Annotated in this window: 9 protein-coding genes; 4 read left to right on the top strand and 5 right to left on the bottom strand. The window is 65.1% G+C overall.

Translation table 11 applies throughout. The annotated features are described in order from the left end of the window. Positions 1 to 28 precede the first annotated feature (28 nt). The 3 genes from AC5RU7_RS02440 to AC5RU7_RS02450 form a co-directional block, all read right to left on the bottom strand. Positions 29 to 1,768, bottom strand: a complete 1,740-nt coding sequence (locus tag AC5RU7_RS02440) for a glycerol-3-phosphate dehydrogenase/oxidase (protein ID WP_494050927.1) — start codon at positions 1,766 to 1,768, stop codon at positions 29 to 31. Between the two features lie 109 nt (positions 1,769 to 1,877). Next, on the bottom strand, positions 1,878 to 3,014 hold the full coding sequence (locus AC5RU7_RS02445; protein WP_494008862.1) for a GuaB3 family IMP dehydrogenase-related protein: 1,137 nt from the start codon (positions 3,012 to 3,014) through the stop codon (positions 1,878 to 1,880). Positions 3,015 to 3,092: 78 nt separating this feature from the next. Continuing rightward, a complete protein-coding gene (locus AC5RU7_RS02450; RefSeq protein ID WP_494050928.1) occupies positions 3,093 to 5,003 on the bottom strand; it encodes an ABC transporter ATP-binding protein in 1,911 nt (636 codons plus the stop codon). Between the two features lie 412 nt (positions 5,004 to 5,415). Here AC5RU7_RS02450 and AC5RU7_RS02455 point away from each other — a divergent pair, with 412 nt between their 5' ends. Continuing rightward, positions 5,416 to 7,905 (top strand): GH32 C-terminal domain-containing protein, encoded by a 2,490-nt coding sequence (locus tag AC5RU7_RS02455; RefSeq protein WP_494050929.1) that lies wholly within the window; start codon positions 5,416 to 5,418, stop codon positions 7,903 to 7,905. A 68-nt stretch (positions 7,906 to 7,973) separates the two neighbouring features. Here the strand turns inward: AC5RU7_RS02455 and AC5RU7_RS02460 are convergent, their stop codons facing one another. After that, positions 7,974 to 8,267: a putative quinol monooxygenase gene (locus tag AC5RU7_RS02460; RefSeq protein WP_494050930.1), complete on the bottom strand. Its 294-nt coding sequence runs from the start codon at positions 8,265 to 8,267 to the stop codon at positions 7,974 to 7,976. 24 nt (positions 8,268 to 8,291) lie between these two features. Next, entirely contained in the window at positions 8,292 to 9,290 is a 999-nt protein-coding gene (locus AC5RU7_RS02465; RefSeq protein WP_494051346.1) for a LacI family DNA-binding transcriptional regulator, read from the bottom strand. A 164-nt stretch (positions 9,291 to 9,454) separates the two neighbouring features. On the opposite strand from AC5RU7_RS02465, the gene AC5RU7_RS02470 reads away from it, so the two are divergent. From AC5RU7_RS02470 to AC5RU7_RS02480, 3 genes are read left to right on the top strand one after another with little or no spacing between them, the layout of a single operon-like run. After that, on the top strand, positions 9,455 to 10,573 hold the full coding sequence (locus AC5RU7_RS02470) for a substrate-binding domain-containing protein (protein ID WP_494050931.1): 1,119 nt from the start codon (positions 9,455 to 9,457) through the stop codon (positions 10,571 to 10,573). A gap of 24 nt (positions 10,574 to 10,597) precedes the next feature. Next, positions 10,598 to 11,647: an ABC transporter permease gene (locus AC5RU7_RS02475; protein WP_494050932.1), complete on the top strand. Its 1,050-nt coding sequence runs from the start codon at positions 10,598 to 10,600 to the stop codon at positions 11,645 to 11,647. Next, complete coding sequence (locus AC5RU7_RS02480) at positions 11,644 to 12,438, top strand: ATP-binding cassette domain-containing protein (RefSeq protein ID WP_494050933.1); 795 nt, start codon at positions 11,644 to 11,646, stop codon at positions 12,436 to 12,438. Before AC5RU7_RS02475 ends, AC5RU7_RS02480 begins: the two co-directional genes overlap by 4 nt. Positions 12,439 to 12,458 lie beyond the last annotated feature (20 nt).

Raw genomic sequence — 12,458 nt, forward strand, 5'->3', positions numbered from 1 at the left:
CAGTCGGCAGTACGGGGCATCCGGCCCCTCAGCGCAAGGGCACGATGTCTTCCACACCCAGGCGGGCGGCGTCTGCGGATTTGTCGTCCGGCTGTTGCTGGCTGAGGCGTTCGGCCTCCACGCGCGCAATGTAGTGCCGCACCTCATTTTCGCGCTGCGCGTCGCTCCAGCCGAGGACGTCACCCATCAGTTTAGCGACAACCGGGACCGCGGACACACCACGGTCCCACGCTTCAATCGAGATCCGCGTCCGCCGGGTCAGCACGTCGTGCACGTGCCGCGCCCCCTCGTGTGTTGCCGCGTAGACGGCCTCGGCCTGGAGGTAGTCGTCGGCTCCCGGAATCGGCTCGGCCAGCGCCGGGTTCTCTTCGATGAGGGCCAGCACCTCCGGGATCAGGGACCCGTACCGGTTGAGCAGGTGCTCGATCCGGGCCACATGCACGCCCGATTCCTCGGCGGTCCGGTTCCGCCGGTTCCATGCCGCGCGGAAGCCGTGGGCCCCAAGCAGCGGGATGGTTTCCGTGCAGCTCGGCGGGACCCGCTCGTCCATGGTGCGGGTGGCCTCGTCCACGGCGTCCTTGGCCATCACCCGGTAGGTGGTCCATTTTCCGCCCGCGACGACGACGAGGCCGGGGACCGGGTGCGCCACCACGTGTTCGCGTGACAGCTTGGCGGTGGTGTCGTTTTCGCCGGCAAGGAGGGGCCGCAGCCCGGCGTACACGCCTTCAACATCTTCGCGGGTGAGCGGCCGCTTGAGGACCCTGTTGACGTGCTCGAGGATGTAGTCGATGTCTTTGCTTGATGCTGCCGGATGGGCCTTGTCCAGATTCCAGTCGGTGTCCGTGGTGCCGATGATCCAGTGCCGGCCCCACGGGATGACGAACAGCACCGATTTTTCGGTGCGCAGGATCAGTCCCACGGTGGACTGGAAGCGGTCGCGGGGCACCACCAGGTGGATCCCCTTGGAGGCCCGCACCTTCAGCTGGCCGCGTTCGGTCACCATCGCCTGTGTTTCGTCGGTCCAGACGCCGGTGGCGTTGATGACCTGCTTGGCGCGGATATTGAACTGCGTGCCGTCCTCACGGTTGACCACCTTGGCCCCCACAACGCGTTCGCCTTCGCGCAGGAAGTCCACCACGGCCATCTGGTTGACGGCGTGGGCACCGTAGTACGCGGCGGTGCGGACCAGGTTGGCGACGTACTTGGCGTCATCCACCTGCCCGTCGTAGTACCTGATGGAACCCACGAACGCATCGTTCTTCAGGCTCGGGGCGGCGCGCAATGTGCCGCGCTTCGACAGGTGCTTGTGGAAGGGAACGCCGCGGCTGTGTCCGCTGGAGATGGACATGGCATCGTACAGCGCGATGCCGGCTCCCACATACGGACGCTCGATGAAGGGTTTGGTGAGCGGGTACAGGAAGGGCACCGGCCGGGCCAGGTGCGGCGCGAGCTCGGAGAGCAGCAGCCCGCGCTCCTGCAGGGCTTCCTTCACCAGCGCGAAGTCGAGCATTTCAAGATAGCGCAGGCCGCCGTGGATGAGCTTGGAGGACCGGGATGAGGTCCCGGCTGCCCAGTCACTGGCTTCGACGATGCCAACGCTCAGTCCCCGGGTGACGGCGTCGAGGGCTGCTCCGGTGCCGACGATGCCGCCGCCGACAATGAGGATGTCTAGTTCCTGGCCGGGCCGTGAGGTATCACGAAGCCGCTGGATGGCTGCTTCCCTGGCTGCCGGGCCGAGTGCCCCGCCATGAGCAGGAACAGTCTTCATCGAACGCCTCCAGTGCCTCTAGTGCCGGTAGTAGGACCACACTACTTGCTGGGGGCCCGCTTGGGAGGAAGGCCAGGGACGGACGCCGCCCCTGGCCTTCCCTTGCGGGTCAGTTCCCTTCGTAAGGGGATACGACGACGTCGACCCGCTGGAATTCCTTGAGGTCCGAATAGCCCGTGGTAGCCATCGAACGGCGGAGGGCCCCGATCAGGTTGGACGTTCCGTTGGTGTGGTGGCCCGGTCCGAAGAGGACTTCCTCCAGCGGGCCGACCGTGCCCACGTTGACCCGGTCCCCGCGCGGGAGTTCCAGGTGGTGCGCTTCCTGCCCCCAGTGCCAGCCCTTGCCGGGTGCCTCCTCGGCCCGTGCCAGGGCGCTGCCCAGCATGACGGCGTCGGCGCCCATGGCGATGGCCTTGACGATGTCGCCGGAGGCGCCCATGCCGCCGTCGGCGATCACATGCACGTACCGGCCGCCGGACTCGTCCATGTAGTCGCGGCGGGCGGCGGCAACGTCGGAGATGGCGGAGGCCATGGGCGAGTGGATGCCCAGCGCGCGGCGCGTGGTGGTTGTGGCGCCGCCGCCGAAGCCGACCAGCACGCCGGCCGCACCGGTCCGCATGAGGTGCAGTGCAGGGGTGTAGCCGGCCGCGCCTCCCACGATGACGGGGACGTCAAGCTCGTAGATGAACTGCTTCAGGTTCAGCGGCTCGTGGTCCTTGGACACATGCTCCGCCGAGACGGTGGTTCCCCGGATTACGAAGATGTCGACGCCCGCGGCCACCACGGTCTTGTAGTGTTCCTGCGTGCGCTGCGGGGTCAGGGAGCCGGCAACAGTGACGCCGGCGTCGCGCATCTCGGCGAGGCGGGTGGTGATGAGCTCGGGCTGGATGGGTGCCTGGTACAGCTCCTGCATCCGACGCGTCACAGCAGGGCTGTTGGTCTCGTCCTGCAGTGCGCCGATCTCGTCCAGGATGGCCTGCGGATCCTCGTAACGCGTCCAGAGGCCCTCAAGGTCAAGCACGCCCAGGCCGCCAAGCTTGCCGAGGGTGATGGCGGTTGCCGGGGACATGGCCGAATCCATGGGTGCCGCAATGACGGGCATGCTGAACTGGTAGGCATCGATCTGCCAGGAGACGGAGACGTCCTTGGGGTCGCGGGTACGACGGTTGGGGACGATTGCTATGTCATCCAGGGAGTAGGCACGACGCCCACGCTTGCCACGGCCGATCTCGATCTCATAAGTCACTGCTCTAGGTTATCCCAGCCCGCGTGCCGCCCTTGGCTAGAGTGGCCTGATGGGCAGGCGGTGGATTTTCGAGGAACCCTAGACCCCGCCTGCTTCCTCAGGGCCCACGCCAGCAGGGTTCCCTGGCCGAGCTTGCGAGGTTAGGGGGCTGGCGGGGATCTGGGATTCGAACATGCGGAAGTAGCGGCCGCGGAGTGCCACCAGTTCCCGGTGGGTGCCCTGCTCCACGATGCGGCCGTCCTCAAGCATGTAAACGATGTCCGCCTTCTCGATGGTGGCCAGCCGGTGGCTGATGGCAATGATCGTGCTGCTGCGGTCCGCGAAAAGCCGCGTGAAAATCCGGTGCTCAGCGAGCGCGTCGATGGCGGAGGTGGGTTCGTCCATCACCATGAACGAGGCGTCGCGGTAGAAGTTCCTTGCCATCGCGAGCCGCTGCCATTGCCCGCCGGACAGGCCGCTGCCCTTGCGGCCGCGGGGGTCCTCCATCCAGTTGCTGACATGGTTGTCCAGGCCGTTGGGCAGCTTGTTGATGAAGTCCAGCGCCTCGGCGTCGGCAGCGGCCCGGCGGATTCGCGCGTCATCGCGGGAACTCTCGACGTCGCCGAAGTAGATGTTCTCGGCGGCCGTTGCGAACTCGTACTTGAGGAACTCCTGGCTCAGCACCGCCAAGTGCCGGTGCCAGGACGTAACGTCGAGGGCGGCAAGGTCGACGCCGTCGAGCAATACCTGCCCCGAGTCCGGCCGGTAGAGCCCGGCCAGGATCCGGATCAGGGTGGACTTTCCCGCACCGTTCTCCCCCACGATGGCGATGTGCTGGCCCTCGCGGATGGTCATGCTGATCCCGCGGATGACCTCAATGTCGCTCCCGGTGTAGGTGAAGCGGATGTCCCTGAGCTCCACTTCCCGGGGCGCGGCCAACAGCGGCGGCGCGTGTTCGGAGTGGACGGGCAGGGCCATGAACAGCTCGTAGTCCTTGAGGTTGGCCAGGTCCTCGTCAATCGAGCTAAGGGAGGAGACCAGGTTGTTCGCGGTGGACAGCGCCCGGCTGACGATCTGCTGGACGTAGAGGAACTGGCCAACGGGCTGGGCGCGGGCGATGATCTGCCCCACCACCCAGATCAGCGAGACCACCTCCGCCCCGTACTGCAGGGCGTCGGCAGCCAGCTGCTTGGGAATGTACCGCCGCTGGAAATCGAGCCGGCGGCGCTCGTCCGCGTCCCGGAGCCTGGACCGGAGATCCATCAGGAAATTGACGATTCCGTAGAGGCGCATTTCCGCGATGTGCTGGGGCCGGAGGAGGTTGGTCTCGATCATCCGGCGCTGCCGCCGGGAGTCCACCTGGGTGTTCCAGTGCGCGATCTGTTCCCGGGAGAGCTTGAACTGCAAGTAGACGCTGGGCACGATCGCCACCAGGACGATGACCGCGATCCACCAGCTGACCAGCAGCAGGGCTCCCACGGCCAGGATCACCGAGACGAGCTGGGTGAAGATGCCGGCGATCCGGTCGAGGACGCGGGCATAGGAATCGGAGAACCGCTTGGCACGGTCGTAGAGGTCAACGGTCTCTTTGTCGTCGTACCGCCAGAACTCGAGGGCCAGGAAGCGTTCGTACATCTGGTCGCCTACGATGGCCCCTACCTTGAAGCTCATGAGCTGCTGGATGTAGCGGTCGACGCTTGTGAAGGCGCCCCAGAAGAGGCCCAGCGCGGCGGTGATGATGACGTAGACGATGGCCATCTGGCCGGCACCGGTATCACCCGTGTAGGCAGCCGCCAGGGCGGTGGTGGTCAGGGCCGCGAAGTAGGTGGTGACCAGGGGCAACACCGCTGAGATGAGCGAGCCGAGCACCTTCATGATGACCGCGCCCGGGGAGGCGTGGAAACTGACCCGCAGGACCTGGGCAACAGCCCTCGCGTAGGGGCGCAGGGCCAGCCGGCGCTGGGGATCGCGTTTGGGTTGCAGTTCGGCCGGGTGGCCAGATGCGCGCATGCCTCAAGCCTAGGGCGCGCCAGTTCTTTGCCGAAGCCCGTGGAGCCGTTCGGTGCAGCCAGCAACCGTTGCCACTTGCTGCCGCCCGGCGCGGGGCCGGTTCTGCGGCTCCGTGAATTCGTTGACTTGTCTTCCGGACTTAACTTAGGCTCCGTCACGTATTGACATCGTTGTCATAAGTAACGCGCGATGAAGGGCGATTCACAAAATGCACGGAAGACAAAAGGAAAGACTGCAGGTCCTTTCGGCCATGACGCTGGCCGGTTTGGTGCTGACCGGGGCGTTGGCCGGAGCCGGACCGGCGATGGCAGAGAAGTCCGGCGGGAGCCCTCCTGCCGGACCAAGCACGGGCAGCACTTTGGGCCAGGAAACGTATCGGCCGGCGTACCATTTTTCGCCCGTAAAGAACTGGATGAACGATCCCAACGGAATGGTTTACCACAAGGGGATCTACCATCTCTTCTTCCAGCACAACCCGTCCGGGAACACGTGGGGCAACATGTCCTGGGGACATGCCTCCTCCACTGACCTGGTTCACTGGCAGGAGCAGCCGCTGGCCATCTCCACGGATGACCAGGAGGATGTGTTCTCGGGCAGCGTTGTGGTGGACAAGGACAATTCTTCCGGTCTCGGGACTACGGAGAACCCGCCACTGGTTGCGATTTACACCAGCGCCTATAAAGACGCTTCGCCACACCGCGGGCTGCAGGCCCAGTCGCTGGCCTACAGCCTGGACGACGGGCAAACGTGGACCAAGTACAGTACGGATCCTGTCCTGACCCGGAACTCCGCCAACTTCCGCGACCCCAAGGTCTTTTGGTACACCACACCCGACGGGAGCGGCTATTGGGTGATGACCGCCGTCGAAGCCACCGACCACAAAGTGCTGCTCTATAAATCCACCAACCTCAAGGACTGGACTCCCCTCAGCGAGTTCGGTCCCGCCAACGCCACCGGCGGACTCTGGGAATGTCCCGACCTCTTCCCCCTTGCCGTGGACGGCGACCCAAACAACGTCAAGTGGGTCATGGTGGTCAACATCAATCCGGGCGGCGTGGCGGGCGGCTCCGCAGGACAGTATTTCGTGGGCAGCTTCGACGGCACCACGTTCACATCCGAAAGCACAAAGCCCCTGGATTCCCTGCCCCCTGGAGCTCCGATCGCTGGCTTCAACGACGGCACCTATAACGGCTGGACCGTCAACAACGAACCCGGCAACTGGAAGAACGGCCCCTTCGCGCACGCTCCCGCCGCCGGAACACTGCCCGGCCAGAACATCGTGAGCGGCTTCGCCGGTGCAGGGCTGGTCAACTCCTTCAACGACGGCGACTGGCCTTTGGGAACAATCTCCTCGTCCGATTTCACCGTGGACAGTGACTACATCAACTTCCTTGTCGGGGGCGGCCAACACCCCCGAGTCTCCGACAAACTGGACAATACGCCGCCGCCGGGAGACCTGTTGTTCAATGGCTTCGAGGTTCCGGACGGCAGTACCCTCGCAGAAGCCGGCTGGACCGGAAGTGGCGACCTCGCGCCGTCGTACCAGCCCGCCACTGCGGGAGGCGACTATTACCTCGGCGCTAAACGCATCAACACCTTCGAAACCGGCGGCGCTCCCGGCGATGACCGCCAAGGCGTACTGACCTCCCCCGAGTTCACCGTGTCACGGAACTTCATCAGCCTGCTGGTTGGTGGTGGACACCGGGCACCGGAAACAGGACAGGTCCTGGAGGCGCAGCTGATCGTCGACGGTGCCGTGGTCCGGACAGTGGCAGGGAACGACGCCGGCCAGCTCAACTGGAAGGGCTGGGACGTCTCCGAGTTCGCCGGCAAGCAAGCCCGGCTACGCATCGTGGACCAGGCAACCGGAGGATGGGGACACCTCACGCTTGACCACATCATGCTCACCGACCAGGCTGCCGTGCCCCGCTCCGACGAAACCACCGTCAATCTGGTGGTCGACGGCCAAGTGGTCCGTTCCACCACCGGCGCGAACAGTGAGGTGCTGGACTGGGCGTCCTGGTACGTGGCGGAATTCCGGGGCCGCCAGGCCCAAATCAGGATCGTGGACAACAACCGCTTCGGGTGGGGGCACATCCTGGCCGACGAGTTCACCGCTTCCCCGCAGGCGGCCCAACCGCGCATCAACGGTTATGAGTGGCTGGACTATGGCCGCGACTACTATGCCGCGGTTTCGTTTGGCAACATGCCGGAGGACAAGCGTGTCATGCTCGGCTGGATGAACAACTGGGACTATGCCAACAGCATCCCCACCTTCCCGTGGCGCAGCGCCATGTCGCTGCCCCGCGAGGTGGGTCTCACGCAGACTCCGGCCGGGCCCCGGCTGACGCAAAAGGCAGCCAAGCAGGTAGACAGGCTTGCCGGCGCCCCCGGCTACACTGACACAGCTGGCAGGGCCATCAGCCCGGGAACACATGCCCTGCCTCCCGCGGCGTCGGGACAGGCCCAGCGCATCGACGTCACCTTCAACCCGGGGACGGCAGTGAGGTCCGGTATCACGGTCCTCGGTGACGGGGCGTCGTCGACTGTGATCGGCTATGACGCCGCGGCACAGGAGGTGTACATCGACCGCGGAAACTCAGGCAACGTGGGCTTCCACCCGCTGTTTACCTCGGTCGATTCGGCGCCGGTGACGGTGGACGCGCAAGGAAACGTGACGCTTCGGATCTATGTGGACAGGTCCTCGCTGGAAGTCTTCGCCCAAGGCGGACTGCGGACGATCACGGATCAGGTCTTCCCCGCGGACGGAGCCCAGGAGGTGGCGCTGTTCGCCGAGGGCGGCATTGCGCACCTGAAGTCGCTCACCGTCACCCCGATGAAACAGGCCATGTTCCTGGAGTCCCTCAAGGCGGTCAACGCCGGAGGGAAGGCCCGGGGCTGAGCAAGCGGGGTTCAGCAGGCTCAGCCGCCGGCGTCCGGTGGCTGAGCCTGCTGAAGCCCCCGGCGAAACTACTCCGCCGGTTGCAGCCAGGTCAGGACTGACCCGTCCTCTTCGATGTGCCGCGCCAGCTCGGCATTGAATGTGGCTCCGTAATCGGCGGTGATGTGGTCCTGGAAAGCGTCGTCGTCCCGGTACACCTCGAACACGAAGTATTCCCGAGGGTTGGATTCCCGGGTATAGGGGAGGAAATGTACGTTGCCCGGTTCGCGGCGCACGTGCTCCGTCAGATCCCGCATCATCTCCGCGACGCGTCCCTCGCTTCCGGGCTTGACGGTGAATTCTGCATACAGTGTTTTGGCCATGGATTTCCTTCTTTCTGTGGTTGGTCAGTTCGACGGCGGCAGCTCGCCCGAGCCGCGCTCAATCAGTTCGGAGGGGACGACGAAAGTCTGCGGAGCGGCGTCGTCGCCGTCCATGCGGGCGAGCAACCGCTCAGCGGCGAGCTTCCCGATCCGTTCAGGATGCTGCGCGATGACGGTGATGCCGGGCTCCATCATGTCGGCGAGCGTGAAATCGTCGAAGCCCACCAACGCCACCCGGTGGCTGGCTCCCCTTTCACGCAGTGCCCGCATGACGCCGAACGTCACCAGGTTTTGGCTGGAGAAGATGGCCGTGGGCGGGTTGCCGGAGGCGAGGAGTTCATGGGCAGCGAGCCGCGCTGATTCTTCGTCGTGCAGGCCATCGCGAAGCGGAACAGAAGCGGTGGCGACACCGGCCCTGCCGAGTTCCTCCATGAAGCCCCTGCGGCGGTCACGGGCAGTCTGGATATCAAGGCGGTCACCCAGGTAGGCAAGCTTCGAATGGCCGTGCTTGAGGAGGTGGGCCGCAGCACGGGCAGAGCCGGCAGCATTGTCAGTCACCACGGCGTCGGCCTCGATCCCCACCGGTTCGCGGTCGATGAAGACGAGGGGCAGGTCCCGCGAGTGCTCGGGGATCACGTAGGCCTGGCTCCTGGCGATGGGTGTCAGGACCATTCCATCCACCCTGCGCCCGAGGAACGCTGCCACCAGGGCTTTCTCCCGCTCGGGGTCGTCATCGAGGCTGGCAGCGAATACGGCGATTCCGCGCTCCGCGAGGGTATCCTCCAGCGCGCGGTGGATCTCGCTGCTGAACGGGTTGGCAACGCTGGGCAGCAGCAACCCGATGGACAAGGTCCTTCGGCCCGCGCGGCGCAGGCTCCCCGCCGCCATGTCCAGTTGGTAGTTCAACTGCTGGGAAGCTCCCAGCACGCGCTGGCGCGTCGCCTCGGAAACGCCGGGCTCGTCATTCATCACCCGGGAAACAGTCTTGATCCCGACGCCTGCCAACGCTGCCACATGGCGCATGGTGGGTCGGTTCGTGCCGGCCTCGGATTGGTAACGATTAGACATCGTTGTCAGAACCTCGCTCTTCATCATCGATTCACGCTTGACTCTACCCTGTGACGTTGATTACATGAGCCGTGACATCGTTGTCAGGCACACCTAGTGCCCTGAGACCAGGAGATTCAATGTTGAGTTCCAAGACCCCCCGGCACACCGTCAACCGTTTGCTCGCCATGGGTGCAGTCCTGACCCTGGGCGCCCTCAGCCTCTCGGCCTGCGGAGGCGACTCTTCCGCAACAGGATCCACCGACGGCACGTCCTCGGAAAAAATCGGTGTCTCGCTGATCGTGAAGACCACGTCGAACCCGTTCTTCGTCTCCATGCAGGACGGCGCGAAGAAGGCGGCGGCAACGGACGGTGTCGACCTCAAGCTCGCGGCCGGAAAGGCCGACGGCGACGAGGATACCCAGATCCAGGCGATTGAGAACGCCATCTCCAAGGGCGACAAGGGCATCCTGATCACGCCGAACGGACCGTCCGTCGTCGACGCCCTCAAGAAAGCCAAGGATGCCGGCTTGTTCGTCATTGCCCTGGACACCCCGCCGGACCCCGCAGACGCCGCCGACATCACCTTCGCCACCGACAACTTTGCCGCCGGTGAGCTGATCGGCAAGTGGACCGCTGCCCAGCTTGGCGGCAAGAAGGCCACCATCGCGCTGATCGACCTCTTCGACGACAAGATCGTCTCCGTTGACTACAACCGCGACCAGGGGTTCCTGACCGGCCTGGGCATCGACACCGCGGACAAGAAGAAGAACGGCGACGAAGCCAAGACCGGCAAGTACACCGGCGGCAAGGGCGGCGAGTACGAAATCGTCGGCAACCAGGCCTCCCAGGGCGCCGAAGACGGCGGCCGCACCGCCATGGAAACGCTGCTCTCAAAGAACCCCAACATCAACGTCGTCTACACCATCAACGAGCCCGCTGCCGCCGGTGCCTTCGAAGCGCTGAAGTCGGCGGGCAAGGAAAAGGACGTCCTGGTGGTTTCGGTCGACGGCGGTTGCGCCGGTGTGGACAACGTCAAGTCGGGTGTCATCGGCGCTACCGCCCAGCAGTACCCGGTCAAGATGGCCGAACTTGGAGTCAAGGCGATCGTGGACCTGGCCAAGACGGGCAAGAAGCCGGAAAACTCGCCGGGCCTGGACTTTTACAACACCGGCGTGGAACTGGTCACCGACAAGGCGGCCGACGGTGTCAAGAGCATCACCACGACGGACGCCACCCAGATCTGCTGGGGCAAGTAGGTCCGGAGAGTGACAGGAGCATCAATGACCCAGCAACAGACGGCCGGACCGCCGGCCACGGGACCCAGCACTGACCTTGCCGAGGAATTCCTCGACCGGCAGACCCCGCTCAGCCGTATCCGCAACGTCCTGCACCGCTATCCCGCGCTCAGCCCGGCGATCGTGCTGTTGGTCGCGGTTGTAGTGTTCGGCCTCCTCAATGACCGCTTCCTGCGGTTCGAGAACCTTTCCCTGATCACCCAGCAGGTTTCCGTCGTCGGGACCCTGGCCATCGCCCAGACGCTCATCATCCTCACGGCGGGGATCGACCTGTCCGTGGGCGCGGTAATGATCCTGGCCTCCATGGTGGTGGCCCAACTGTCCGTAAACAACGGCGTGCCGGCGCCGCTGGCGCTCCTGGCGGGACTCGTCGTCGGGCTCGCCTCCGGGGCCCTCAACGGCTTCCTGGTGACCCGGTTCAAGCTCCCCCCGTTCATTGTGACGCTGGGAACACTGAACATCTTCATCGCCCTGACCCTGCTGCACTCCGGCGGCTCCACGGTACGCGGCTCGGCAATGCCGGACGTGCTCACCTGGATGGGCAGCACCTTCCCGCTGGGCCCGGTCAGGATCTCCACCGGCGTGGTCATGATGCTCCTGCTCTACGTGGCGGTCGCCTTCATCCTGGGCAAGACAGCCTGGGGCCGGCACGTTTACGCAGTAGGTGATGATAAGGAAGCCGCCCGCCTGGCCGGCATCCCCGTCAACCGGGTCCTGATGAGCGTGTACCTTGCAGCCGGTGCCGTCCTGGCCATCGGCGCCTGGATCCAGATCGGCCGCACCAACGCAGCCAGCCCCAACGCGGGCGTGGACCTGAACCTGGACTCCATCACCGCCGTCGTGATCGGTGGAACCAGCCTCTTCGGCGGCCGCGGCTCAGTATGGGGCTCCCTCCTCGGAGCGCTGATCGTGGGCGTGTTCCGCAACGGGCTGTCCCTGGCCGGGCTGGACGTGCTGTTCCAGACCCTCGCCGTGGGCGTGCTCATCATTGTCGCTGTGTCCATCGACCAGTGGATCCGAAAGGTAAAGTCATGACCTCCACCGGGCTTGAACGCCCCGTCACGGAAACCCGGCAGCCGATCCTCAGGGCACGCAACCTCGTCAAGACCTTCGGCAAGGTCGTGGGCCTGGACGGTGTCAGCCTGGACCTTTACCCGGGCGAGGTGCTGGCCATCATCGGGGACAACGGAGCCGGCAAGTCCACCCTTATCAAGTGCCTTACCGGTGCCGAGGTCCCGGATTCCGGCGAGCTGCACGTCTCCGGACAGCAGGTGCATTTCAAGCGGCCGCAGGACGCCCGCGCCCATGGCATCGAAACCGTCTACCAGAACCTTGCAGTCTCCCCCGCCCTTGATGTCGCATCCAATCTTTTCCTCGGCAGGGAGGAACGCTTGCCCGGACCATTCGGCAAGGTCTTCCGTGTCCTGGACACCAAGGGCATGCGCCGCAAGGCGAGGGAGGAGCTTACCCGCCTCGGCATTTCGACGCTCCAGGATGTCACCGTTCCGGTCGAGAACCTTTCCGGCGGCCAGCGCCAGGCCGTGGCCGTGGCAAGGGCGGCAGCGTTCGGTTCCAAGGTAGTAGTGCTGGACGAGCCGACGGCGGCACTCGGCGTCCGCGAGTCCAACCAGGTCCTCCAACTGGTCCGCGACCTCCGCGACCGTGGCTTGCCGGTCATCCTGATCAGCCACAACATGCCCCACGTGTTCGACGTCGCGGACAGGATCCATATCCAGCGGCTCGGCAAGTGCGCGGCCACCATCACACCAAAATCGCACTCCATGACCGACGCGGTAGCGATCATGACAGGCGCCGCAACCGCCTGATCCTCCCAGGCTGCCCGCTG

The sequence above is a fragment of the Arthrobacter sp. K410C genome (genome assembly GCF_059090105.1).